General features: G+C 71.5%; 21 protein-coding genes. 12 read left to right on the forward strand and 9 right to left on the reverse strand.

Features of this window, described 5'->3' with window-relative positions; translation table 11 throughout:
- The first annotated feature begins 130 nt into the window (after positions 1-130).
- Positions 131-1,408, forward strand: coding sequence for a serine--tRNA ligase (gene serS / locus ACFV9H_RS06630; RefSeq protein ID WP_385394196.1), 1,278 nt, complete (start codon positions 131-133; stop codon positions 1,406-1,408).
- Positions 1,405-2,217 carry an HAD family hydrolase gene (locus tag ACFV9H_RS06635; RefSeq protein ID WP_385394199.1) on the forward strand — a complete coding sequence of 271 codons (813 nt, stop codon included), beginning with the start codon at positions 1,405-1,407 and terminating at the stop codon, positions 2,215-2,217. Before serS ends, ACFV9H_RS06635 begins: the two co-directional genes overlap by 4 nt.
- Before the next feature lie 144 nt (positions 2,218-2,361).
- On the opposite strand, the gene ACFV9H_RS06640 is transcribed toward ACFV9H_RS06635, so the two are convergent.
- Positions 2,362-2,925: a hypothetical protein gene (locus ACFV9H_RS06640; protein ID WP_385394202.1), complete on the reverse strand. Its 564-nt coding sequence runs from the start codon at positions 2,923-2,925 to the stop codon at positions 2,362-2,364.
- Between the two features lie 161 nt (positions 2,926-3,086).
- On the opposite strand from ACFV9H_RS06640, the gene ACFV9H_RS06645 reads away from it, so the two are divergent.
- Positions 3,087-4,082 carry a sensor histidine kinase gene (locus ACFV9H_RS06645; RefSeq protein ID WP_385394204.1) on the forward strand — a complete coding sequence of 332 codons (996 nt, stop codon included), beginning with the start codon at positions 3,087-3,089 and terminating at the stop codon, positions 4,080-4,082.
- A 10-nt stretch (positions 4,083-4,092) separates the two neighbouring features.
- Positions 4,093-4,743, forward strand: coding sequence for a response regulator (locus ACFV9H_RS06650; RefSeq protein WP_385394207.1), 651 nt, complete (start codon positions 4,093-4,095; stop codon positions 4,741-4,743).
- On the opposite strand, the gene ACFV9H_RS06655 is transcribed toward ACFV9H_RS06650, so the two are convergent.
- The 5 genes from ACFV9H_RS06655 to ACFV9H_RS06675 form a co-directional block, all read right to left on the reverse strand.
- A complete protein-coding gene (locus ACFV9H_RS06655) occupies positions 4,740-5,402 on the reverse strand; it encodes a rhomboid-like protein (RefSeq protein WP_385394209.1) in 663 nt (220 codons plus the stop codon). The genes ACFV9H_RS06650 and ACFV9H_RS06655 overlap by 4 nt on opposite strands.
- Positions 5,403-5,500: 98 nt before the next feature.
- A complete protein-coding gene (locus ACFV9H_RS06660; protein ID WP_385394212.1) occupies positions 5,501-6,220 on the reverse strand; it encodes an ABC transporter permease in 720 nt (239 codons plus the stop codon).
- 15 nt (positions 6,221-6,235) lie between these two features.
- The gene (locus ACFV9H_RS06665) at positions 6,236-7,147 is read right to left on the reverse strand and encodes an ABC transporter ATP-binding protein (protein ID WP_385394215.1); all 912 of its coding nucleotides are present in this window, start codon (positions 7,145-7,147) and stop codon (positions 6,236-6,238) included.
- On the reverse strand, positions 7,144-8,031 hold the full coding sequence (locus ACFV9H_RS06670; RefSeq protein WP_385394218.1) for an ABC transporter permease subunit: 888 nt from the start codon (positions 8,029-8,031) through the stop codon (positions 7,144-7,146). The genes ACFV9H_RS06665 and ACFV9H_RS06670 overlap by 4 nt, the downstream gene beginning before the upstream one ends.
- Positions 8,021-9,010, reverse strand: a complete 990-nt coding sequence (locus ACFV9H_RS06675; RefSeq protein ID WP_385394220.1) for an ABC transporter ATP-binding protein — start codon at positions 9,008-9,010, stop codon at positions 8,021-8,023. The genes ACFV9H_RS06670 and ACFV9H_RS06675 overlap by 11 nt, the downstream gene beginning before the upstream one ends.
- A 258-nt stretch (positions 9,011-9,268) precedes the next feature.
- Between ACFV9H_RS06675 and ACFV9H_RS06680 the strand changes: the two genes are divergently transcribed.
- From ACFV9H_RS06680 to ACFV9H_RS06695, 4 genes are read left to right on the forward strand one after another with little or no spacing between them, the layout of a single operon-like run.
- On the forward strand, positions 9,269-10,126 hold the full coding sequence (locus tag ACFV9H_RS06680; protein WP_385394223.1) for a M24 family metallopeptidase: 858 nt from the start codon (positions 9,269-9,271) through the stop codon (positions 10,124-10,126).
- Positions 10,123-11,931 (forward strand): SDR family oxidoreductase, encoded by a 1,809-nt coding sequence (locus ACFV9H_RS06685; protein ID WP_385394225.1) that lies wholly within the window; start codon positions 10,123-10,125, stop codon positions 11,929-11,931. Before ACFV9H_RS06680 ends, ACFV9H_RS06685 begins: the two co-directional genes overlap by 4 nt.
- Positions 11,928-12,854 (forward strand): metal-dependent hydrolase, encoded by a 927-nt coding sequence (locus tag ACFV9H_RS06690; RefSeq protein ID WP_385394227.1) that lies wholly within the window; start codon positions 11,928-11,930, stop codon positions 12,852-12,854. Before ACFV9H_RS06685 ends, ACFV9H_RS06690 begins: the two co-directional genes overlap by 4 nt.
- A 10-nt stretch (positions 12,855-12,864) precedes the next feature.
- On the forward strand, positions 12,865-13,779 hold the full coding sequence (locus ACFV9H_RS06695; RefSeq protein WP_385394230.1) for a MerR family transcriptional regulator: 915 nt from the start codon (positions 12,865-12,867) through the stop codon (positions 13,777-13,779).
- Between the two features lie 138 nt (positions 13,780-13,917).
- Here ACFV9H_RS06695 and ACFV9H_RS06700 read toward each other — a convergent pair whose 3' ends face one another.
- A complete protein-coding gene (locus tag ACFV9H_RS06700; protein WP_385394233.1) occupies positions 13,918-14,679 on the reverse strand; it encodes an aquaporin in 762 nt (253 codons plus the stop codon).
- Positions 14,680-14,812: 133 nt separating this feature from the next.
- Between ACFV9H_RS06700 and ACFV9H_RS06705 the strand changes: the two genes are divergently transcribed.
- From ACFV9H_RS06705 to ACFV9H_RS06715, 3 genes are all read left to right on the forward strand, one after another.
- Entirely contained in the window at positions 14,813-15,352 is a 540-nt protein-coding gene (locus ACFV9H_RS06705) for an RNA 2'-phosphotransferase (RefSeq protein WP_385394235.1), read from the forward strand.
- A gap of 134 nt (positions 15,353-15,486) precedes the next feature.
- Positions 15,487-17,343: an HSP90 family protein gene (locus tag ACFV9H_RS06710; protein WP_385394237.1), complete on the forward strand. Its 1,857-nt coding sequence runs from the start codon at positions 15,487-15,489 to the stop codon at positions 17,341-17,343.
- Entirely contained in the window at positions 17,340-20,384 is a 3,045-nt protein-coding gene (locus tag ACFV9H_RS06715) for a tetratricopeptide repeat protein (RefSeq protein ID WP_385394240.1), read from the forward strand. Before ACFV9H_RS06710 ends, ACFV9H_RS06715 begins: the two co-directional genes overlap by 4 nt.
- 61 nt (positions 20,385-20,445) lie before the next feature.
- Here the strand turns inward: ACFV9H_RS06715 and ACFV9H_RS06720 are convergent, their stop codons facing one another.
- Entirely contained in the window at positions 20,446-21,348 is a 903-nt protein-coding gene (locus tag ACFV9H_RS06720; protein ID WP_385394242.1) for an LLM class flavin-dependent oxidoreductase, read from the reverse strand.
- Between the two features lie 173 nt (positions 21,349-21,521).
- Between ACFV9H_RS06720 and ACFV9H_RS06725 the strand changes: the two genes are divergently transcribed.
- Complete coding sequence (locus ACFV9H_RS06725; protein WP_385394245.1) at positions 21,522-22,418, forward strand: Cof-type HAD-IIB family hydrolase; 897 nt, start codon at positions 21,522-21,524, stop codon at positions 22,416-22,418.
- 16 nt (positions 22,419-22,434) lie between these two features.
- On the opposite strand, the gene ACFV9H_RS06730 is transcribed toward ACFV9H_RS06725, so the two are convergent.
- Positions 22,435-24,189 (reverse strand): GAF domain-containing sensor histidine kinase, encoded by a 1,755-nt coding sequence (locus tag ACFV9H_RS06730; protein WP_385394247.1) that lies wholly within the window; start codon positions 24,187-24,189, stop codon positions 22,435-22,437.
- Positions 24,190-24,204 lie beyond the last annotated feature (15 nt).

The following is a 24,204-nucleotide window of genomic DNA, read 5'->3' on the forward strand; positions in this document are numbered from 1 at the left end:
TATCGACCACCCGAGAAGGATCACTTCCGGCCGACCGCCAAGACTTATCCATTCGCCGCAATTGGGACATAGCGACACGCAGCGTGATATCGGTGTGATCCCAGGAACCCCAGCCCGGTAGCCTGGAGGGGTGATTGACCTCCGGCTGCTCCGTGAAGACCCTGACCGTGTCCGCGCCTCGCAGCGCGCCCGTGGAGAGGACGTCGAACTCGTCGACGCACTGCTCTCCGCCGACGAGCGCCGCAGGTCCTCAGGCATGCGCTTCGACGAACTGCGCAATGAGCAGAAGTCGCTCGGCAAGCTCATCCCCAAGGCCTCCCCCGAGGAGCGGGCAGAGCTGCTGAAGAAGGCCGAACAGCTCAAGCAGGACGTCAAGGCCGCCGAGGCCGAGCAGAACGAGGCCGACGAGGCCGCGAAGCGGCTGCTCCTCCAGCTCGGCAACATCGTGCACGAGGACGTCCCCGTCGGCGGCGAAGAGGACTTCACCGTCCTGGAGACGCACGGCACCATCCGTGACTTCGCCGCCGAGGGCTTCGAGCCCAAGGACCACCTGGAGCTCGGCGAGTCGCTGGGCGCCATCGACGTCGAGCGCGGCGCCAAGGTGTCGGGCTCGCGCTTCTACTACCTGACCGGTGTGGGCGCCCTGCTGGAGCTCGCCCTGGTCAACGCGGCGATCGCACAGGCCACCGCGGCCGGCTTCATCCCGATGCTGACCCCGGCGCTGGTCCGCCCGCGCGCCATGGAGGGCACCGGCTTCCTCGGCCAGGCAGCGGAGAACGTCTACCACCTGGAGAAGGACGACTTCTACCTGGTCGGCACCTCCGAGGTCCCGCTCGCCGCGTACCACATGGACGAGATCATCGACGCGGACAAGCTGCCGCTGCGGTACGCCGGCTTCTCGCCGTGCTTCCGCCGCGAGGCCGGTACGTACGGCAAGGACACCCGCGGCATCTTCCGCGTCCACCAGTTCGACAAGGTCGAGATGTTCTCGTACGTCGCGCCGGAGGACGCCGAGGCCGAGCACCAGCGGCTCCTGGAGTGGGAGAAGCAGTGGCTGACCAGCCTGGAGCTGCCGTTCCAGGTGATCGACGTCGCCACCGGCGACCTGGGCGCCTCCGCCTCGCGCAAGTTCGACTGCGAGGCGTGGATCCCGACGCAGGGCAAGTACCGCGAGCTGACCTCCGCCTCGAACTGTGACGGATTCCAGGCCCGCCGCCTGTCGATCCGCTACCGCGACGGCAAGAAGACCCAGCCGCTGTCCACGCTGAACGGCACGCTGTGCGCCGTGCCGCGCACGATCGTCGCGATCCTGGAGAACCACCAGCTCGCCGACGGTTCGGTGCGGGTGCCTGCGGTGCTGCGTCCGTACCTCGGCGGCCGCGAGGTCCTGGAGCCGATCACCAAGTGAGCCCGGCCCCGTTCCCGTACAAGCTCGTCGCGACCGATCTCGACGGCACGCTGCTGCGTGGCGACGACACCGTCTCGGAACGCACCCGTGAAGCACTCGTCGCGGCCACCGCGGCGGGCGCGGCGCACATCGTCGTCACCGGCCGGGCCGTGCCGTGGACCCGGCACGTGCTGGACGATCTCGGATACAAGGGGATCGCCGTGTGCGGGCAGGGAGCCCAGGTCTACGACGCCGGCGCGCACCGGCTGCTGACCTCGGTGACGCTGGACCGGCAGCTGGCCGCTCTGGCGCTGTCGAAGATCGAGGCCGAGGTCGGTCCGCTGGCCCTGGCGGCCAGCCGGGACGGGGTCGACGGCGAGGTCCTCTTCGGGCCCGGCTACCAGGTGCAGGAGGGCCTCCCGGCCCTCTACCTGGAGGACACCGCCGCCGTGTGGACGGCTCCGCTGAACAAGCTGTACATCCAGCACCCCGGGCTGGACGACGACGCGCTCGTCCAGGTGGCCCGGCAGATCGCGGGCAGTCTGGTCGACATCGTGATGGCGGGTCCCGGCATCGTGGAGATCCTGCCGCTGGGGCTGACCAAGGCCACGGGGTTGTCACTGGCCGCCCGCCGGCTGGGGGTCAAGGCGGCGGACACGATCGCCTTCGGTGACATGCCCAACGACATCCCGATGTTCGGCTGGGCCGCACACGGGGTGGCGATGGCCAATGCCCACGCGGAGCTCAAGGCGGTGGCCGACGAGGTGACGACCTCCAACGAGGAGGACGGCATCGCGGTGGTGCTGGAGCGTCTGCTGGGCGCGGCGTAGCGCGTACGAGGTACGAAGAACAAGAGGTCCGGGGCAGCCCGCGCCAGATGGCGCGCTCGAAGTGGCTGCCCCGGACCTTTTGTTGCTCCCCGCACTGCTCACTCTGCCCCCGGCGCACTCCCCGTACCAGCGATTTTCCGTGCGTCAGCCGTGGAGCCTGCGCCGGCGCCAGTAGGCGACGGTCACGACCCCGAGGAGCGGGCCCCACAGGAGCATGGGGGTGTAGGGCAGGGTCATGGCCCAGTAGCCGATCCCGCGCGGTGCGGTCGGATCGGCCGCGTTGACGCCGTTCCAGAACCAGGCCGAAGCCAAGGTGATGGCGGTGACGGCGATCGTCGCGAAGGCGAAGGGGATCACGACCAGCAGGCGGTGAATGCGGCGCCCGCCTAGCCAGGGAACCCAGTGGGGGACCTCTTCGCCCCAACGCTGGACCAGCCCGAGGGCCGCCAGCCCCAGCAGCTCCTGGAAGATGCAGAGGACGACCAGGTAAAGGGATCCCCAGCCCGGAAACCGGGAGTGGTGGTGCGGGCTGCCCACACCGAAGCCGAGCGGGATGCCCGTGGCCATCACCAGCCGCCACAGGCAGCTCGGGAGCACGGTGAGCGCGGCGGCATGGGCCGTCCGCCGGATCCAGGGCGAGACGGTGGCAACGGTGGCCGTGGCGCGGACGCCGGCGGTTGCGGTTGCGGTGGTGGCATCTGCAGGCATCGTCAAGTCCTGTTCGGGAGGCGGTCGGTGATGTCTCCAGCCTCGTCCGCAAGGCTCCCGTGAACCATCGGCCGATCAGCAGGTCCGCGGTGATGCCGGATCGACCGCCTCTGCCGAACGGCAGATGGCCCACCCGAGCAGGGGCTCATAGGGTCGGCCTCATGACCGTGAACCCCCGTGGCGCGTATGCCCCGTTGCTGGTCTCGGCTGCGGTCGTCGGCATCGCCGCGCCGTTCCTGCACGCGCCCGCGTCATGGATGCTGCTCTGGGTCTGTCTCCTGCTGCCCCTGCTCGGTCTCGTGGCCCGCTGGTCTCCCGTGCGTTCGGGTACCGTCGCGGGCACCCTGGGCGTGGCGGCCGTCGCGCTGTGGCCGGTCCCGCTGGTGTGGGAGACGGGATCGTGGCTGGAGGCCTGCGGGGCCGCGGCGTTCTGGGCGATGCCCGCGCTCGGGGCCGCGCTGGCCGGCGGCTACCTGCGCCGCCAGGCGGGTCGGCTGCGGCGGGCCGTACGGGATGCGCGGCGCGACCAGCAGTTGGAACTGGCGCGGGATCTGCACGACTTCGTGGCGCACGACGTGAGCGCCATCGTGGTGCGGGCGCAGGCGGCCCGGTTCGTGGCCGCGGGGGATCCCGGTCAAGCGGTCCTCGCGCTGGAACGGATCGAAGCGGCGGGGCTGAGCGCGCTGGCGTCGATGGACCGTACGGTGCACGCGCTGCAGGAGGCGGCGGACCGGCCCCTGGCTCCGGTGCCGGGTCTGGCGCAACTGCCCGGGCTGGTGGAGCGGTTCGAGGGCGGCGCCCTGGACGCGGACCCGGCGGTGGCGGGGGAACTGTCGCGGGAGGCGGACACCACCGCGTACCGGGTGGCCGTGGAGGCTTTGACGAACGTACGCCGGCACGCGCCCGGGGCGGCCGAGGTGCGGGTCTCCGTACGGCGGGCGGGAGCGGACATAGAGCTCAGCGTGGCCAACTCCGCGCCGGCTCGGGGCGCGGGCGGACTGCTGGGGCTGGGGCGCAGGCGCCGGGGCGGGACGGGGCTGGCGGGTCTGCGCGGACGAGTGGAGGCGGCGGGCGGGACGTTGCGGGCGGGAGCGAGCGCGGACGGCGGGTGGCTGGTTTCGGCGGTGTTCCCGGCGGCGCCCGCGCCCCAGGGGTGATCATGGCGGCGTGACCACACGCATCCTGATAGCCGACGACCAAGAGGACATCCGCAGCGGCTTCCGGCTGATCCTGGATTCGCAGCCGGACATGACCGTGGTGGGCGAGGCAGCGGACGGTGAGAGCGCGGTGGCGTTGGCCCGAGAGCTGCGGCCGGACGTGGTGCTGGCGGACATCCGGATGCCGCGCCTGGACGGGCTGGAGGTGACCCGGCTGCTGGCGCCGCAGACGCGGGTGCTGGTCGTGACCACCTTCGACCTGGACGAGTACGTGCACACCGCACTGCGCAACGGTGCCTGCGGTTTCCTGCTGAAGCGGTCCGGGCCGACGCTGCTGATCGAGGGCGTGCGGGCCGCGATGGCCGGTGACACGCTGATCAGTCCGCAGATCACGGTGCGGCTGCTGAGCCGGCTGACGCAGGCAGGACCCGCCGCCCGGCCCGCCGCGCATCCGCTGACGGGCCGCGAGCTGGAGATCGTGCGCCTGGTGGCGCGGGGGCTGACCAACGCGGAGATCGGCACGGAGCTGTTCATCAGTGCGGGGACGGCGAAGACCCACATCGCGAATGTCCAGGCGAAACTCGGGGCCCGGAACCGGGTGGGGATCGCCGCGTGGGCGTGGGAACACGGTATCGCGCAGCCCGAAGTGGAAGGCGGCTAGTCACGTTTCACGTGAAACAGGGGTCCTGTTTCACGTGAAACAACGTGGCGGGTCAGCGGCCAGGCGAGCAGGCCGACGGCGAGCGAGATGGCGTGGCCGAGGTCGGTGAAGGTGCCGCCGGTGGCGAGGGGGAGACCGAAGAAGGCGACGGCGCCGGCAAGGTAGAACCACCGCCAGGGGGTGGGGAGCCGGTAGGTCAGGACTCCGACTGCCGCCGCCAGTCCGTAACTGACGCCGATGTCGACGACATGGGTCATGCTGCGCGGTGCTTCGTGGGCCTGAATGGCCATCAGGAGGACTTTCTGGCTGACCAGGGTGGCGACGATGTGGGCGGTCGCGACGATCGCGAGCCAGCGCAGGGTGCCGAGCCAGCGTTCGACGGGGGCGTGGAAGGCCTCGAAGAGGACGGCGTAGAGGGCCAGCGAGGCCGGGTTCTCGATCCAGAACGCGCTGCTGAGGAGCGCCCGGACGGGGTATTTGACGAGCTGGTGGATGTTGCTGCTGTTGCGGTGCAGCAGGACGCGCTCAAGCTGGTCGGGCGCGATCGCGACGATGATGCTGGTGACGGCGATGATCAGCAGCCAGATGTGCGTTCCGGGCGAGGAACGTATCCAGGACCGCAGGGGCCTGGACGGCTCCGGGTCGGGGTGCTCGATCATGAACCGATGATGCCCCGTAAACCTGTGCCCCGCCTGGCCGAATGAGCCGGGCGGGGCACGGTGTACGAAGCGGTCCTGCGGGCCTGTGTCCTACGGACCTACTCCTCGCCCGCCAGGGTGAGGCGCCGCAACTTCTGGCCCGCGTAGAGGGTGGCGCCCACGGTGACCGCGGCGAGCAGGACGGCCGCGGTGGGCAGGGCCACGGTGGCGTCGACGTAGCCCGGGCCGGCGACCTTCTCGGCGAGGGCGAGGGCCCACTGCTGGACGCTGAGGGTCTTGGCTCCGTCGACCAGGCTGCCGAAGAGCGACTCCCAGATCAGGGCGTAGACCAGGCCGAAGACGACCGCGTGCCGGCTGACGGTGCCGAGCAGCAGGAACAGCGCGCTGTAGGCGATCGAGGCGACGAGGGCGGCGATGGTGTAGGCGACGGCGATCTGCTGACCGTTGCCGTTGAGGATGAACCCGGCGATCAGGGTGGGGATCGCGGAGAAGGCCATGGTGACGGCGATGGCCACGGTCAGCTTGGTCATGATGATCGTCGGCCGCTTCACCGGCTTGGCGAGAAGGTAGACGATCGAGCCGTCGTCGATCTCCGGGCCGATGGCGCCGGTGCCCGCGATCACACCGATCAGCGGAACCATGGTCGCGAGGGCGAAGCCTCCGAGGAGGTCCGCGGCGACCTTGTCGTCCACTCCGGCGAAGGCGCGCACGGCGATCGCGATGACGATCAGCAGGGCGGGCAGCGCGAAGAGGATCAGCGCGCGGCGTCGGCCGAGCAGGGCCCGGTAGGTGAGCCGGGCAACGGTGGGGTTGTACATGGGTGCCAGCTCCTTTCAGGCCGCGACGAGGTACGAGAAGACCGACTCGAGGGACTCGTCGGAAGGCGAGACCGTCAGGAGACGGATGCCGTGCTCCCGGGCCACCCGGGGCAGCAGCTCGGTGAAGCGGCCGAAGTCGACGGCCTGGATGCGCAGCGCGCCTTCCTTCAGGTCGACCTCGATGCCGGCGGTGGAGGGGTCGGCGATCAGAGCCGCGGCGAGGGCCCGGTCGTCGGAGGAACGGACCAGGTACCGGTGCGGGCGGTCCGTCATGAGGCGGCGGATCTTGCGGAAGTCGCCGGAGGCCGCGTGCCGGCCGGCGACGACGACCTCGATGTGCGAGGCGAGCTGCTCGACCTCCTCCAGGATGTGGGAGGAGAACAGGACGGTGCGTCCCTCGTCGCCCATGCGCCGCAGCAGGTCCATCAGCTGCATGCGCTGGCGCGGGTCCATGCCGTTGAACGGCTCGTCCAGGAGCAGTACGGACGGGTCGTGGACGAGGGCGGAGGCCATCTTCACGCGCTGGCGCATGCCCTTGGAGTAGGTGGAGATCTTGCGGTCCTGGGCGTACTCCATCTCGACGGTGGCGAGCGCCCGCCGGGCTGCCGCGTCGTCGAGCCCGTGCAGCTCGGCGTTGGCGACGACGAACTCCCGGCCGGTGAGGAAGTCGTACATGGCCTCGCGTTCGGGCACGACGCCGACCTGCTTGTAGACCTGCTCGTTGCGCCAGATCGGTGCGCCGTCGAGGGTGACGGTGCCCGTGGAGGGGGCGAGGAAGCCGCCCATCATGTTGATGAGGGTGGACTTGCCGGCGCCGTTGGGGCCGAGCAGTCCGGTGACGCCGGGGCCGATGCGCATGGTCACGTCGTTGACGGCGACGACGTTCCCGAACCAGCGGGAGGTGTGGTCGATGTCGATGATGCTCACAGCCCGGCCTTCCGGTAGCGGGCCATCAGGGCGGCGTAGGAGCCGGCGATGAGGCCGAGGATGACGAGGAGGTAGGCGACACCGACGCCGGCCGACGGGCCCTCGCCGCCGGGGAAGGCGGAGTCGGCGCCGAGGAAGGCCGTCTGCAGGCCGTCGAGGAGGGTGATCGGGGAGAACAGGCCCATCCACTCGATGGCCCCGGTGTTCCCGGTGGAGTAGGCCACGCCCTGCACCGCGGTGACCGCGCCGTAGGGGATGAGCAGCAGGGCGATGACGGCGGCGACGCCGAACCCGCGGCGCGGGGTGAGCGCGGCCATGACGAGGCCGAGGCCGGCGAAGAGCAGCGACAGCAGCAGAACCGACACGAGTCCCTGCCCGAATCCCTTGGTCTGGTCGGCGAAGTCGAACTTCGCCAGGAGCGCGCCGATCCACAGGATCAGCAGCGGTGTGGCGGTGAGGACGAACAGGGCCGAGGCCATGGCCGCGAACTTGGCCACGACGTAGTCGACGCGCTCGATGGGCCGCGAGAAGTAGAGCGGCACCGTCTTGAAGCGCAGGTCCCGCGAGACGGACTGCGGGGCCTGGGAGGCGAGGTAGAGGTAGATGACCACCTGGGTGGTCACGGCGTACGTCGTGTACTTGATCGGCAGATCGGTGGAGCCGGGCAGGTTGATGGCGACCGCGACGAGGATCAGCGCGGGGACGCACATCACCGCGAAGAGGATCATCGGCAGGACCTTCGACTTGGCGGAGCGGCCGAGTCCGTAGGCGCCGCGCAGCGACTGCGAGAACAGCGACTTGCGGGCGTAGGCGCGGCCGAGCCGGGATCCGTCGTAGGACCGGTAGCCGATGTTGTGGATCTGGGTCGAGGTGTCAGGCGCCATCGGAACCGGCTCCCTTCTGCTGGACGAGGTGCGAGGGCTGGTCGTTGTCGCGGAAGACCTCCGCGATGTGGTGACGGCGCTGTTCCATGCGGACCAGGCCGAGACCGAGGTCGGCGACGGTGTCGCGGACGGTGTCGTACGCGTGCTCGCCTTCCGCCTCGACGAGGAGGATGTGGCCGGCGCCGGGCAGGCCCTGCTCCTCGCCCGCGTGGAGGGTGAGGCCGGCCGCTGCGAGCGCCTTGCGCAGAGCGGCGGTGCCGTCCGGGTGGGCGTCGGAGTCGGTGACCTCGACCGCGAGGGTCGTGGTGGTCTGGGTGAAGTCGCTGGTGGAGCTGGAGCGCAGCAGCTTGCCGCCGTCGACGACCACGACGTGGTCGCAGGTCCGCTCCAGCTCGCCGAGGAGGTGGGAGGTGACCAGGACGGAGATGCCGAAGTCGGTGTAGACGCGGCGGATCAGGCCGAGCATCTCGTCGCGACCGACCGGGTCCAGGCCGTTGGTCGGCTCGTCGAGCAGGACCAGTTGGGGGTCGTGGACCAGCGCCTGGGCGAGCTTGACGCGCTGCTTCATGCCGGTGGAGTAGCCGCCGATGGGGCGGTAGCGCTCCTCGTACAGCCCGACGTGGCGCAGGGTGTCGGCCGTGCGCTCACGGGCGGCGGTCGGCGGCAGCCCGGACATGCGGGCCATGTGGACGACGAACTCGGTGGCCGAGACGTCGGGTGGCAGGCAGTCGTGCTCGGGCATGTAGCCGACGCGTTCACGAATGGCGCTGCCATGCGTATTGACGTCGAGGCCGAGCACGGCGGCGCTGCCCTCGGTGGCGGGGGACAGTCCCAGCAGGATCTTGATCAGCGTGGACTTGCCGGCTCCGTTGGCACCCACGAGGCCGGTCACACCAGGCCCGATGTCCAGGGAGAGCCGGTCGAGGGCGGTCACTCGGGGGTACCGCTTGCTCAGGCTTTCGGTCGCGATGACAGTCACGGCTTCGACGTTAGTGGCGCGGCCCTCGCGAAACGTCAGACCTTGAGCTGGATCCCGTCTCCGCCTTCCGGCGTATGTACCCGTACTGGAGGCTGATGTGACCGGGACAAGTCGGCGCGGACGAGTCGACGCCGAGGAGTCGACCCGGACAAGTTTGTCCACAGGTCCGTGCACGGGCCTTGACGTGATCTCCAGGCATTGTCACATTCATCAGTGTCAACTTACGGGCGCGTACGGCTACAGGGACGGACTGCTGGCATGGCTGGGGACACCAAGCAACGCACCGCGCGACTCACGGCCGACCTGCGCGGGTTCAGGGAAGTGCAACGCCTCTCCTACGAGTGCGCGGAGGCCGTCGCGGCGCAGCTGCGGCCCGGGGTGACCGAGCGCGAAGCCGCGCGGATGCAGCGCGAGTGGCTGCGCGAGCGGGGCGTGCGGGACTGGTTCCACCTGCCGTTCGCCTGGTTCGGGGACCGCACCGCGTTCGCGAACTTCAAGATCCCGCTGCAGTTCTTCCCGACCAACCGGAAGCTGGAGCCGGGGATGCCGTTCATCCTCGACATGGCTCCGGTCTTCAAGGGGTACGCGGCCGACATCGGGTACTCCGGCAGCCTCGGGCTCAACCCGGTGCAGGACCGGCTCATGTCCGACCTCCGCGAACACCGCGTGCTGATCCTGGAGCAGGTGCGGGAGCGCCGCTCGCTGCGCGAGATCTACGAGAACGTCGAGCGGCTGATGAACCGGCAGGGGTACGCCAACCGGCACCGCGCGTACCCCTTCGGCGTCATCGCCCACAAGATCGACCGGGTCAAGGAGCGGCGCTGGTCGCCGACCGCGTTCGGCTTCGGCACCCAGTCCCTCAAGGGGCTGGCCAGTGACGCACTGCACGGTCACCGTGAGGGCTGGTCCCCGCTGTGGAGTCCGTACCACTTCTCCGACCATCCGCCGCAGCCGGGCCTGTGGGCAGTGGAGCCGCACCTGGGCTTCCGGGGTACGGGGGCGAAGTTCGAGGAGATCCTGGTCGTCACCGACTCCCGGGATCCCGAGGAGAGCGCGTTCTGGCTGGACGACGATCTGCCGCACGTGCGGCGCTGGGCCGAGGAGAAGGCAGCATGAGCGGCATGAACGGGATGAACGGCACCGGCGGAACGGGCGCGGCGGGAGCGGACGGCGCGCGCGAGCGCTGGGTGAGGACCGGCGGCATCGAGCTGTGCGTCGCCGAGCTCGGCGACGCGGACCGGCCGACCGTGGTGCTCGTGCACGGCTACCCGGACAGCAAGGAAGTCTGGTCGGAGGTCGCCGAGCGGCTCGCGGAGCGCTTCCACGTGGTGCTGTACGACGTACGCGGGCACGGGCGCTCCAGCGCTCCGCGGCCGCTGCGCGGCGGTTTCACCCTGGAGAAGCTGACCGACGACTTCCTGGCCGTGGCGGACGCCGTCAGCCCGGACCGGCCGGTGCACCTGGTCGGCCACGACTGGGGCTCGGTGCAGGGCTGGGAGTTCGCGACGGTCGCCCGCACCGAGGGCCGGATCGCCTCCTTCACCTCGGTGTCGGGGCCGTCCCTCGACCACTTCGGGCACTGGATCAAGAAGCGGATGACGCGGCCGACCCCGCGCCGCGCGGCGCAGCTGCTCGGCCAGGGCGCCAAGTCCTGGTACGTGTACATGCTGCACACGCCCGTTCTGCCGGAGCTCGCCTGGCGCGGGCCGCTCGGCAAGCGGTGGCCGGCCATGCTGGAACGCGTCGAGAAGATCCCCGCCGGGGCCTACCCGACGGCCTCGCTGCCCTCGGACGCGGCGCACGGCGCCTGGCTCTACCGGGACAACGTGCGACCCCGCCTGCGCAGGCCGCGCACGGACGCCTTCGCGCACGCACCGGTACAGCTGATCACTCCGACCGGGGACGCGTTCCTCTCGGAGCGGCTCTACGACGACCTGGAGCGGTGGGCGCCGGACCTGCTGCGCCGGACCCTGCCCGCCAAGCACTGGGTGCCGCGGACCCGCCCCGACCAGCTCGCGGCCTGGATCACCGAGTTCGTCTCCGCCCGGGAGGAGCCGGCGACGCGGGCACCGGAGCTGAAGGCCCCGGGCAAGTACGCCGACCGCTTCGGCGGCCAGCTGGTGCTGGTGACCGGAGCGGCCAGCGGCATCGGCCGGGCCACCGCCTTCGCCTTCGCCGAGGCCGGGGCCCGGGTGGTGGCGGTGGACCGGGACGGCGAGGGCGCGGCGCGCACGGCCGACATGGCCCGCCTCGTCGGCGCCCCCGAGGCCTGGGGCGAGTGCGCGGACGTCAGCGACGAGCAGGCGATGGAGAAGCTCGCGGCGAAGGTCGCCGCCGAGTACGGGATCGTGGACGTCCTGGTCAACAACGCGGGGATCGGCCTGTCCGGGGCCTTCCTCGACACCAGCGCCGAGGATTGGAAGAAGGTCCTCGACGTCAATCTGTGGGGTGTCATCCACGGCTGCCGGATCTTCGGGAAGCAGATGGCCGAGCGCGGTCAGGGCGGACACATCGTCAACACCGCCTCCGCCGCCGCCTACCTGCCCTCCAGGACCCTGCCCGCCTACAGCACCTCGAAGGCCGCGGTGCTGATGCTGTCGGAGTGCCTGCGCGCGGAACTGGCCTCGAAGTCGATCGGCGTCTCGGCGATCTGCCCCGGGATCGTCAACACCAACATCACCGCCACCTCGCGCTTCGCCGGGGTGGACGCGGCCGAGGAGAAGCGCCGCCAGGAGCGCTCCTCCCGGCTGTACGGGCTGCGCAACTTCCCGCCGGAGAAGGTCGCCGACGCGATCCTGCGGGCCGTCGTGCGCAACGAGGCCGTGGTGCCGGTGACCCCCGAGTCCAAGGGCGCCCTGTGGATGTCCCGGTTCGCGCCGCGCACCCTGCGGCGCATCGCGAGGCTGGAGCCCAAGCTGTGAGCGGGGCCGGGCGTCCGGGCGGCGCGGCCCCGTACGCGATCGCCCCGCGCCGGGTGTCCTTCGACTGGAAGGCCACCCCGCTGCACTGGATACCCGACGAGCCCACCGCCACCCACGTCATCAACGTGCTGCACCTGCTGCTGCCCGCCGGGGAGCGGTGGTTCGTGAAGGTCTTCAAGGAGGGCCTGCCCCTGGTCACGGACCCCACGCTGCGGGACGACGTCAAGGGGTTCATGGGCCAGGAGGCCACGCACAGCGTGCAGCACTCCTACGTACTGGACCACCTCGCCGAGCAGCGGCTGCCGACGGAGGCGTACACGCGGCACGTGGACTTCCTCTTCGAGAAGCTGCTCGGGGAGACCCCGCCCTTCGGGGCGCCGATCACGGCTCAGGAGTGGCTGCGCTTCCGGCTCGCGCTGGTCGCCGCGATCGAGCAGTTCACGGCGGTCCTCGGGGACTGGGTACTGCGCGCCGAGGGGCTCGACCGGGCCGGCGCGGACGAGATCATGCTGGATCTGCTGCGCTGGCACGGCGCGGAGGAGGTGGAGCACCGCTCCGTCGCCTTCGACATGTACCAGCACTGCGGCGGAACCGGCCTGCCCCGGTACGCGCGGCGCATCGAGGGGATGGTCGTGGTCGCGCCCGTACTGGCCTGGCTGTGGGTGTGGGGGGCCTCGTACCTCATGCGCAACGACCCCCGACTGGGCGGTCGGGGGCGCTATTCGCTGCGCGCGCACAACCGGGCGGTGGCCAAGGGGCTGCTTCCCACGTGGAGAGAGCTCGGCACGGCCATACCCCGCTACTTCCGGCGGTCGTACCATCCCTCGCAGGAGGGCTCGCTGCGCAGGGCGGTCGAGTACCTTGCGGCTTCACCTGCCGCCCGGACCGCGGCGGGCGCGGTCGGCCGAGCCGCGATGTCGTAGGGAGCCGGGATTGTCCGATCAGGCGGTAGCCGAGTACCGGATCGAGGATCTGGCGCACCACAGCGGGGCGACGGTGCGCACGATCCGTGCGTACCAGGACCGCGGTCTGCTGCCGAAGCCGGAGCGGCGCGGCCGCTCCAACGTCTACCGGGACACGCATCTGGCGCGGCTGCGCCAGATCGCGGACCTGCTGGACCGCGGCTACACGCTGGCCTCCATCAAGGAGCTGCTGGAGGCCTGGGACGCCGGGCGCGGGCTGGGCGGCGTACTGGGACTGGTCGCCGAGGTGCACGGGCCGTGGACCGACGAGGAAGCGGCCCGGATCACCCGGGAGGAGTTGAACGAACGGTTCGGCGGCAAGCCCGACGACGACGCCGTGGGCGAGGCGTGCGAGCTGGGGGTGCTGGAGCGGATCCCGGGGCGCCCGGACCAGTTCCTGGTGCCCTCCCCGCAGGAGCTGGCCGTGGCCGCCGAGCTGTACGCGGCCGGGGTGCCGCTGCCGGCGATCACCGGGCACCTGCGGGAACTGCGCGGGCAGGTCGAGCACATCGCTTCGCGGTTCCTGGAGTTCACCACCGAGCACGTCTTCGCCCGCTACCTCGGGCAGGTGCCGCCGACCGACGCGGACGCGGCGGAGGCGGCGACGATGGTGCGGCGGCTGCGGCCACTGGCGCAGCAGACGGTGGACGCGGAGCTGGCGCGGGCGATGCGGCTGTTCGCGACCCGGCACCTGCAGCGGCACCTGGGGGCGGCCGGCGCGCCCCAGCCGTCGGGCCCGTCACCGGTGGCGCTGCCCGCCGGGACCGTGCGGGCGGTACAGGAGCTGGTGGGCGCGGAGCACGTCGCGGAGTTCGTCCGGGCCGCGACGGAGCGGGAGCTCCAGGCCCGGACGATGAACGATCTGGCGCGCAGGGGTGAGCGGTAGGGCGTACGGAAGGGCGTACGGAAGGGTGTGCGCCTGCCCGTTCAGTAGTCCACAGGGCGGGTCACGCGTTTGCCGTCAAAACCAGCCCAATCGGCTGTGGACAAGTCCGGTTTGCCTGTGGGCAACGGAGCGGGCGTCTCAACCGATGGTCTCGAACGCCTCCTTGGCCGGGGTGGTTCCGGTCGGCACGATCTCGGCCGACACCGTCTTGGGGGTGCGCGCGCTTCCGTAGAGGATGCCCGCGAGGGCAAGACCAAGGACCCCGCCGATCAGCTGGGCGGCGACGAATCCGGGCAGCGACTCCGGCGCGATACCCGTGAAGGAGTCGCTGAAGGACCGCCCGATGGTGCCGGCCGGGTTGGCGAAGGACCCGGAGGAGGTGAACCAGATCGCGGCGGCGATGTAGGCGGCGACCGCGGCCGGGATGAGCCTCGGGCGCCCGATGCGCCCCAGGCCCTGGATGACCAGCACGAGCCCGGCCGTGGCGATCACCTCACCGAAGAGCAGATCCCCGCCGTCCCGGACCTGGGTGGCGAAGGTGCCCGGGGTGCGATCGAACATGAGTTCGGCGATGACGGCGCCTGCGATGGCCCCCACTATCTGGGCTGCCGTGTACACGATGGCTTCGCGGCCACTGAGCCCGTCACCGCTGGTGCGCCGGGCCCACCAGCTGCTGAGGGTGACCACCGGGTTGAGGTGGGCGCCGGACAGCGGCCCGAGGAGGGTGATGATCAGCCCGAGGCCGATGGCCGAGGCGAGCGAGTTGGCCATGAGGGCCACGCCCGTGTCGGAGCTGAGCTGGGCGGCCTTGATTCCGGAACCGATCACGACCACGAGGAGACCAGCGGTTCCGATGATCTCGGCGGCTGCGCGGCGTGGCAGAGAGGTACGGGCTGTCATGGTTTCTCCCCCTGGGCAGAAGTGGCAGCGGAAAATGTATTCCGTATCTTGGAAAAACGATAGCTGCGTCCACCGCCGCCCGGCACCACGAAAATCCCTTTTCGGAAGGTCCTCCGACCGGCACGCTGGGCTTATGGATGAAAGACGCACTGTGAAGGTGTCCAAATACGTCTCGAAACACCTGCGGCATCAGCCGGAACGGATCGGACTGGTGCTCGATCCCCAGGGCTGGGTGGAGATCGACGATCTCTTGCGGGCGGCCGCTTCGCACGGATTCCACTTCACCCGCGCCGAGCTCGACCACGTCGTCGCGACCAACGATAAGCAGCGGTTCGCCGTCGACGGCACCCGGATCCGCGCCAGCCAGGGGCACACCGTGCCCGTGGACCTCGATCTTCCGGAAGCCGAACCGCCCGCGTACCTGTACCACGGCACCGTCGCCGCGGCCCTGGACTCGATCCGCGCCGAGGGCCTGCGCCCGATGGCCCGCCACCACGTCCACCTGTCCCCCGACCGGGAGACGGCGACCCGGGTGGGCGCACGGCGCGGCCGGCCGGTGGTCCTCAGCGTCGACGCGGCGGCGATGCGCGAGGCCGGGCACGTCTTCCGGATCAGCGCCAATGGGGTGTGGCTGGTGGACGCGGTGCCACCTCGCTTCCTGCGCTTCCGATAACCGCCTCGGGGGCGCGGGAATTCACGCTGAGATTGTCGGACCATCCCCCTAATGTGTGTCCCACTCCGGGATCAGTGAGGGGGGGTACCTCGCGATCGCCGAACCATCACTGCACGCACGCGAGGTGACGCACCGTGACGTCCGCATCCCCGTCGTCCGAATCCCATAGCTTCCAGGTAGATCTGCGTGGGCTGGTCGATCTCCTCTCCCACCATCTCTACTCCAGCCCGCGCGTCTACGTGCGCGAGCTCCTGCAGAACGCCGTGGACGCGGTCACCGCCCGCCACGCCCTCGACCCCGACGCACGGGTCCGCATCCGGCTGTCGGCCTCCGGCGGCCGCGTCACCATCGAGGACAGCGGCATCGGCCTGACCGCCGCCGAGGCGCACTCGCTCCTCGCCACCATCGGCCGCAGTTCCAAGCGTGGCGGCGACCACGGCCTGGAGGCCACCCGCCGCGAATTCCTGGGCCAGTTCGGCATCGGCCTGCTCGCCTGCTTCGTCGTGGCCCGCCAGATACGGGTCGTCACCCGCTCCGCTCGCGATCCCCGGGCCGCGCCCGTCGAATGGCTGGCCGCGGACGACGGCTCGTACACCGTCCGCGAACTGCCCCACGAGGCACGCCCGGAGCCCGGCACCACCGTCGTACTGGAAGCCCGACCCGGCGCCGCGGAATGGACCGTCCCGGCCAAGGTCGAGCAACTGGCCCGCGACTACGGCTCCCTGCTGCCCTACGACATCACCTTCGAGGACGGCGAGGGCGGCGAGCCGCGCCCCGTCACCGACCGGCCCGCCGTGTGGGACCGCCCATTCCCCACCCCCACCGCCCGCCGCGTCGCGCTCGCCGGGCACTGCGCCGAGCTCTTCGGTTTCACGCCGCTCGACAGCATCGACCTCGACCTGCCGGTCGCCGGGGTGCGCGGAGTGGCGTACGTCCTGCCCGAGCCGACCAGCCCCGCCCACCGGGCCGGACACCGTGTCCACCTCAAGGGCATGCTGCTGACCGACCGGGCCGACAACCTGCTGCCGGACTGGGCGTTCTTCGTCCGCGTCGTCCTCGACACGGACACCCTGCGGCCCACCGCCTCCCGCGAGAACCTCTACGACGACGAGACCCTGTCCGCCGTACGCGAGGCCCTCGGCTCCCGCGTCCGCGGCTGGCTCGCCGAACTCGCGGCGAGCGACCCGGAGCGCCTCGCGGCATTCCTGCGCGTCCACCACCTCGGCGTGAAGTCCATGGCCCGGCACGACTCCGAACTGCTCGCACTGATGCTGCCGTGGCTTCCGTTCGAGACCAGCGAGGGCTCGATGAGCCTGCAGGAGTTCGCGGCCGCCCACACGGACATCCACTTCACCCGCACCGTCGAGGAGTTCCGCCAGATCGCCCCGATCGCCGCGGCCCACGGCCTCGGCGTCATCAACGCCGGCTACACCTACGACGCGGACCTGCTGGCGCTGCTGCCCGTCGTACGACCGGAGCTCAAGGTCACCGAGCTCGACGCCGGGGCCGTCACCGAGCGGCTCGACCCGGTGCCGACCTCCGCCGAGCTGGCCCTCGCGCCCTTCCTGGCCACCGCGCGCACCCGGCTGGAAGCCCAGGGCTGTGACGTGGTGCTGCGCGCCTTCCAACCCGTCGCCGTCCCCGCCCTCTACCTCGACGACCGCCAGGCCCGCCAGGAGCGCGACCGGACGGCCGCGCTGGAGAGCGCCGACTCCCTGTGGAGCGGCATCCTCGGCGCACTGCGCGGCTCCGCTCCCCGCGCCCGACTGGTCCTCAACCACAACAACCCGCTGATCCGCCGGATCTCCGCCCTCCCCGACGAGGCGCTGACCGGCACCGCCGTCGAATCGCTGTACGGGCAAGCCCTGCTGATGTCCCAGCGGCCGCTGCGCCCCGCCGACTCGACCCTGCTCAACCGGGCCTTCCTCGGGCTCCTGGAATGGGCAACGCACTCCACCGACACCCGCGACGCCCAGGAGGACCAGAAGTGACGAGTGTGACGCGCGAGGAGATAGTGCGGGGTCTGGCGGAGAACCGCGAAGCGCCGAACGGCTCCGCACGCAACACGCACGCCGAGGCCCTGGCCGCAGCGGCGGAGGCGAGCGGCGACCGGGCGCTGTTCCGCGACGCCCTCGACAACCTGATCAACGCCTACCTGTTCAGCTCCGAGTCCCCGAAGATCCTGGTGCCCTTCGCCCGGCTGCTCCAGGAGTACGACAAGGACCCGGGCGCCTTCTCCGAATGGGACGCGCACTCGCTGTTCTGGCAGTTCAAGTGGGTGGCCACGGCCATCTCCGACTCCCCCGACATTCCGCTGGAGTCGGCCACCGGCTGGCTGGAGGAGATGGAACGCCGGTACCGGACCGCCGGCTACAGCGAGCGGCCCGTCCGCGAGGCCGAGCTGTGGCTCGCCCACGCGATCGGCCAGGACGAGCGGGCGGAGCGCGCCTTCGCCCGCTGGCAGGCCGCGGACCGCGACACCATGAGCGACTGCCGGGCCTGCGAACTCAACGGCCAGGGCCAGTACGCCGTCCTGCACGGGGACGACGCCGAGGCCCTCGACCTCTGGAAGCCGGTCCTCGAAGGTGATCTGACCTGCGCGGAGGAGCCTCACCGGGTGCTCGCCACCTCGCTCCTGCCGCTGCTGCGGCTCGGCCGGACGGACGAGGCCCGCTCGAACCACGTGCGCGGGTACCGCCTGGCCCGGGGCAACGACAGCCTGCTCCCCGCGGTCGGCCGACACATCGAGTTCTGCGCGCTCACCGGCAACGAGTCGCGCGGCCTGGAGATCCTGGCCGAGCACGCCCCGCACGTGGGCCCGCTCGCCAATGTCGACGACCAGCTGGCCTTCCACGGCGGCATCCTCGTCCTGCTGCGCCGCCTGGAGGAATTGGGGCACGGCGCGCTCCCCGCCGTCCCCTACGAGGGGATTCCCCGGACGGTCTCCGAGCTGTACGAGATCCTGTACGCGGGCGCCCTGGACATCGCCCGGCGGTTCGACGCCCGCAACGGCACCACCCGTGTGTCGGACCGGTTCCTCGAACGCGTCGCGCGCGAGCCACTGGTCGGCGTACTCCCGCTGGGCGTGCGCGGTGCGGCGCTGCCGCAGGCCGTCTCCGGCCCGCCCGCCACGGCCGGTGCTTCCGCACCCACCGCGTCGGCAACCCCTGTCGCGTCGGCCGCCGGCTTCGACGAGCTGGTGGAACGCGCCCGCAGCGCTCGTGACCTGGGACATCCCGGTGCGGACGCGCTGTGGGCCGAGGTCGCCGTACGCGTGGACGCGCGGCCGGAGACCGACCCTCTGGTCCTCGCCGACCTGGCTGACCACCGTGCCCTGGCCGCCGCGCGCAGCGGGGCCGAGGAGGCGGCGGAGCTGCTGACGGCGGTCCGGGACGAGTACCGGGCGCTGGGCCGGGCGGAGCGTGCGGCGCTGGCCGAGCTGCGGCTGGCGAGCGTGGCCGCGCAGTCCGGGGCCGCGCCCGCGCGGATCAGGGACCTGCTGGGGGTGGCCGTACGGGCCGCCGAGGCGCTGGACCCGGCCGAACCGCTCCGGACCCGCCGGATCGCGCTCGCGGAACTGTCGGTGATCCGCGTGGAGTCGTACCTGCGCTCGGTCGAGGCGGTCCCGGCGGACGACCACGGCCAGGAGCACGGTCACGGCCGGCTCGCGGCCGAACTGGCCGACTTCATCGCGGCCTACGGGGAGGTACTGCCCGACGTGGTGGCGGACGCCGAGGAGATGCTGGCCCGGGTCGCCCTGGCGCAGGGTGACCCGGAGCGGACCGTGGCACTGCTGGCAGGTGCCGCCGAGCGGGCGATCGGAGCGGGCCGGCCCTGGCAGGCGGTGGACATGCTGGTGCTGCGCGCCGGGGTCCTGATGTCGCTGGACCGTCCGGAGGAGGCGGAGCGGGCGGCGCGTGCCGGGCTGGAGCACGCCGCCGAGGTGACCGACACCGAGGCGCAGGGCGTCGTACGGCTGACCCTCGCGAACGTCCTGCTGGAGCGGGGCGAGGGGGCGGAGGCCGCCGAGCACGCGCTGGCGGCGTCCCACTGGTTCGACCGGGCCGGTCTCACCGCCGACGGCGGGGCGCAGGCCCGGCTGCTGCTGGCCCGGGCGTACGCGCAGGACGAACGGGCGGCCGAGGCGGCGGAGGTCCTGCAGTCGGCACTGTCCGATCTGCTGGAGCACGGCGACCAGCAGGCGGTGTTCGTACGGGAGTTCCTGGGCGATCTGCTGCGCCGGCTGAACGAGCCCCGGACGGCGGCGGAGCAGTACCTCCTCGCCGCGGAGGTGACCAAGGGCTGGGAGGACCCGCGCCCGCAGGCGAGTCTCGCGCAGTCGGCCGCCGACACCCTCTCCGACGCGGGACTGGAAGCGGAGGCGGTCGCCACCTACGAGCGGTCCCTGGAACTGCACCGACTGACGGGGGAAGCCCCGGTCGCGGAGGTGCGCATCCTGCGCTCCCTGGCCTGGCTGGGGCTGCGCGAGGAGGTCACCGACGAGTCGGTGGCGCGGGCCCGGGTCCGGATGGACGAGGCCGCCGAGGTGCTGGAGGCCGCCCTGGCGACGGATCCCGGCTCACCCGAGCTGCGCTCCGAACTCGCCCAGACCTGGCACCAGCTGGCGCAGGTACTGGACCGGCACGTCAACGCGAACGGGCAGTCCGACGACCCCATCGAGGACGACGAGGACGACGAGGACGAGGACGAGGACGACGAGCGCGGGGGCGAAGACGAGGTCCCTGCCGCGCCGTCCCTCGACCCGGCGGAGGTCGACGCACTGCGCGTGGAGGAGATCGAGCTGTGGGACCGGGCCTCCCGGGCCTACGCGGAGCTCGGCCCCGACCATCTCCGTGACCGGTTCCAGTGCCTGACCAACGCCGCCTGGACCGAGCACGAGCGGGGCGATGCCGAAGCGGGCGCCGCCCGTGTCTCCGCGCTGATCGACGAGCTGCGGCCGCTGCCCGAGGACGAGGTGCCGGACTGGCTGCTTCCCTCCGCGGAGCGCGTGCTCGGGCAGTTGCGGAGCTGAGCCGGCAGCCGCCGCTTCCCGCGCACGAGGGCGGGAAGCGGCGGTTGGCGCCGGCTGCCGATCAGCCCTCCAGCTGGGCCAGTGCCTCGGTGGCGATCTTCTCGAAGACGCCTTCGTCCGCGGCGAAGTCGGAGTCCGGGATCGGTGTGTGGATCACCAGCTCCGTGAAGCCCAGCTCGCGGTGGTGGCCGGCGAAGTCGACGAACGCGTCCACGGACTCCAGCACGCGGTTGGCCTCGGGCGTGAAGCCGGTCAGCAGGACCTTCTCCATCGGCTCGGACTCCCGCCCGATCTCCGCCAGCGCCTTGTCGAGCCGTTCGACCTGCCCGCGCAGGGCTTCCCGCGACTGCTCGGGCGTGCCGTCCTCGAAGAGCTTCGGGTCACCCGTGGTCACCCAGGCCTGGCCGTGGCGGGCGGCGAGCCGCAGGCCGCGCGGCCCGGTCGCGGCGACGGCGAACGGCAGCCTCGGCCGCTGCACGCACCCGGGAATGTTGCGGGCCTCCTCGGCGGAGTAGAAGGTCCCCTCGTGGCTCACCGCGCCCTCGGTCAGCAGCCGGTCCAGCAGCGGCACGAACTCGGCGAAGCGGTCGGCGCGCTCACGCGGACTCCAGGCCTCCTGGCCCAGCGCGGTCGCGTCGAAGCCGTTGCCGCCCGCGCCGATGCCGAGGGTGACTCGGCCGCCGGAGATGTCGTCCAGGGAGATCAGCTCCTTGGCCAGCGTCACCGGATGCCGAAAGTTCGGCGAGGTGACGAGCGTCCCCAGGCGCATTCGCTCGGTGGCGGTGGCGGCTGCGGTCAGGGTGGGCAGCGCGCCGAACCACGGGCCGTCGCGGAAGGACCGCCAGGACAGGTGGTCGTAGGTGTACGCGGCATGGAACCCGAGGTCTTCCGCCCGCCGCCAGATCTTCTGTCCCTCGCTCCACCGGTGGATGGGGAGGATCACGGTACTCAGATGCAAGGCCATGCCCACGAGCCTACGACCGTCCCGGGCGGGTCGCGGGCGCGGTGGGTCCAGGGCGAAGCCGCCACGTGGAAAAGCGAAGGACTCCTGGAGGACGGAGGAGGGCGATGTTTCACGTGAAACATCGCCCTCCTCGGGTGGGCCCTATCCGACCACGGTCCAGGTGTCCCGGAACCATGGGCGAAGATGGGGCGGTGACCTCGGCCTCTCAGCGTCCGGACGGGACGACCCCCGTGACCCGGCTCATCGCCACCGACCTCGACGGAACCCTGCTGCGCGACGACAAGTCCGTATCGGACCGCACCGTCGCCGCGCTCGCCGCGGCCGAGGAGGCCGGCATCGAGGTCTTCTTCGTGACCGGCCGCCCGGCCCGCTGGATGGATGTGGTCAGCGATCACGTCCACGGGCACGGCCTGGCCATCTGCGCCAACGGCGCGGCGGTCGTCGACCTTCACGCCGGGCGGGAGTTCGTACAGGTCAGGGCCCTGCCACGGAGCGCCGCGCGCTCCGTCGTGGAGGCACTGCGCGAGGCTGCCCCCGGAACGTCCTTCGCGGTGGAGATGACGACCGGCATCAACTACGAACCCGCCTACCCGCCGTTCTTCAAGGACCCGGGCGCGACCGTGGCCACCGCCGAGAAGCTGCTGCGCGAGGACACGGACGGCAGCGCCGCGCCCGTCCTCAAGTTGCTCGCGCACCATGCCGAGCTCGCGCCGGACGAGTTCCTGGAGCTGGCCCGCTCCGCCGCCGGTGCCTACGCGTCGATCACCCGCTCCAGCCCGACCGCACTCCTGGAGATCAGCGGGCACGGCGTCTCCAAGGCGAGCACCCTGGCGCTGTGCTGCGCCGAACGGGGCATCTCCCCCGACGAGGTGGTCGCCTTCGGGGACATGCCGAACGACGTGGAGATGCTCAGCTGGGCGGGCACCTCCTACGCGATGGGCAACGCCCACCCCGCCGTGATCGCGGCCGCCTCCGGCCGTACGACCGCCAACAACGAAGACGGGGTCGCCGTCGTCATCGAGCGCATCGTCGCCGAACACCTCGCGGGGCGGCAGCAGGGGCAGATCTAGGCCCTGTCGTCAGGGCCTAGAGCGGGGCCTCCCACACCAGGGTGGTTCCGCCGCCGTCCTCGCCGATGCCCGGGCCGTACGAGCTCGCGCCGCCCAGCGACTCGGCCCGCCGACGCAGGTTCCGCAGCCCGCTGCGCCGGCCGCCCTCGGCAATGCCCACCCCGTCGTCGGCGACCTCCAGCCGGACCCCGGGCCGCCCGTCGGCAAGGGTGACGGTGGAATCCAGGACCACCTCGATCCGGGACGCGTCCGCGTGCCGGAAGGCATTGGACAGGGCCTCGCGCAGCGCGGCGATCAGGTTCTTGCCCACGAGCTCGCCGACCACCGCGTCGATCGGGCCGAGGAAGCGGTGCGCGGGCTTGAAGCCCAGCGGCACGGCGGCCATGTTGATCTCCCGCAGCACCCGGGTGCGCAGCCCGGACGGGGCCTCCGCCGGGCCTTGCTGGAGGGCGAAGATCGCGGTGCGGATTTCCTGGATCGTCACGTCCAGCTCGTCCACGGCCTTGCCCACGCCGTCGCGGACCTCGGGGACGATGGAGCGGCGCTGGGCGCCCTCCAGCATCATTCCGGTGGCGAACAGCCGCTGGATGACGAGGTCGTGCAGGTCGCGGGCGATCCGGTCGCGGTCCTCGAAGACGGCGAGCCGCTCCCGGTCGCGCTGGGCCTCGGCCATCATCAGGGCGAGCGCCGCCTGGGAGGCGAACTGGGTGGCCAGCGTCCGCTCGGCTTCGCTGAAGGGGCGCATGCCGCGGGCCCTGGGGGTGACCAGCGCGCCCAACACCCGTCCGCCGCTGTGCAGCGGCAGCATCATGCAGGGCCCGTACTGGCTGGTGAGCTTGCTGATCATGCGGGGGTCGGAGGAGGCGTCCTCCACGAAGACCGGCTCGCCTTGGAGCAGTTTGTCCACGATGGGACTCTCCGCCGGGATCACCACGCCCAGCGAGGTGGCCGGGTTCTCGGCGGAAACGGCGACGATCTCCATCCCGCCCTCCTCGGCCGGGAGCATCACGATCCCGGCGGCGGAGTCGGCCAGGTGGCGGGCCTGTTCGGCCACCACCGCGAGGGCGTCGTCGGCGTCCCCGCCGGACAGCAGGGCGGTGGTCACGGCCACCGAGCCGTCGATCCAGCGCTCGCGCTGGGTGGCGGCCTCGTACAGGCGGGCGTTGCCGATGGCGATGCCGGCTTCGGTGGCCAGCACGCGGACCATGTGGACGTCGTAGTCGTTGAACTCGCCGCCCTTGTTCTTCTCCGCGAGGTAGAGGTTGCCGAAGATCTCCCCCTGCACGCGGATCGGGACCCCGAGGAAGGTCTTCATGGGCGGGTGGTGAGCCGGGAACCCGGCCGCCCGCGGATCCTTGGTCAGGTCGGCGAGCCGCACCGTGTCGGGGTGCGAGATCAGCGCCCCGAGCAGGCCCCGCTTGCCGTCGGGTCGGTGCCCGATCTCCCGAGCCACTTCGGAGCTGATCCCGAAGGTGACGAAGTCGGAGAGCCCTCGGCCCTCCGTGTCGACGACGCCGATCGCCGCGTAGCGCGCGTCCGCGAGCTCGGCGGCGGTCTCGCAGATGCGGTCGAGCGTGGAGTGCAGCTCAAGCCCGGTACCGACCGACCTCATGGCCTCCAGCAGTTGTGGTACCCGGGCCGTGAGCTCGGTGGACAGGCCATGCAGACTCCTGGTGGCCTGGGCGGCGGCCTCCATCGGGTCCGGCGCAGCGGGGGTTCCCCGCGTTCCCGGTGATGGCTCGGGTGGTTCCTGCGACTCCTGCGCTGACATGCCCTTGAGCCTAGT

This window comes from Streptomyces sp. NPDC059874, assembly GCF_042731135.1.
GTDB lineage: Bacteria > Actinomycetota > Actinomycetes > Streptomycetales > Streptomycetaceae > Streptomyces.

Bases quoted from the DNA above. Each gene is read 5' to 3' on its own strand.
- ACFV9H_RS06640 (WP_385394202.1), bottom strand. From the start codon at position 2,925: ATGCCTGCAGATGCCACCACCGCAACCGCAACCGCCGGCGTCCGCGCC.
- ACFV9H_RS06645 (WP_385394204.1), top strand. From the start codon at position 3,087: ATGACCGTGAACCCCCGTGGCGCGTATGCCCCGTTGCTGGTCTCGGCT.
- ACFV9H_RS06655 (WP_385394209.1), bottom strand. From the start codon at position 5,402: ATGATCGAGCACCCCGACCCGGAGCCGTCCAGGCCCCTGCGGTCCTGG.
- ACFV9H_RS06660 (WP_385394212.1), bottom strand. From the start codon at position 6,220: ATGTACAACCCCACCGTTGCCCGGCTCACCTACCGGGCCCTGCTCGGC.
- ACFV9H_RS06670 (WP_385394218.1), bottom strand. From the start codon at position 8,031: ATGGCGCCTGACACCTCGACCCAGATCCACAACATCGGCTACCGGTCC.
- ACFV9H_RS06680 (WP_385394223.1), top strand. From the start codon at position 9,269: ATGGCTGGGGACACCAAGCAACGCACCGCGCGACTCACGGCCGACCTG.
- ACFV9H_RS06685 (WP_385394225.1), top strand. From the start codon at position 10,123: ATGAGCGGCATGAACGGGATGAACGGCACCGGCGGAACGGGCGCGGCG.
- ACFV9H_RS06700 (WP_385394233.1), bottom strand. From the start codon at position 14,679: ATGACAGCCCGTACCTCTCTGCCACGCCGCGCAGCCGCCGAGATCATC.
- ACFV9H_RS06705 (WP_385394235.1), top strand. From the start codon at position 14,813: ATGGATGAAAGACGCACTGTGAAGGTGTCCAAATACGTCTCGAAACAC.
- ACFV9H_RS06720 (WP_385394242.1), bottom strand. From the start codon at position 21,348: ATGGCCTTGCATCTGAGTACCGTGATCCTCCCCATCCACCGGTGGAGC.
- ACFV9H_RS06725 (WP_385394245.1), top strand. From the start codon at position 21,522: ATGGGCGAAGATGGGGCGGTGACCTCGGCCTCTCAGCGTCCGGACGGG.
- ACFV9H_RS06730 (WP_385394247.1), bottom strand. From the start codon at position 24,189: ATGTCAGCGCAGGAGTCGCAGGAACCACCCGAGCCATCACCGGGAACG.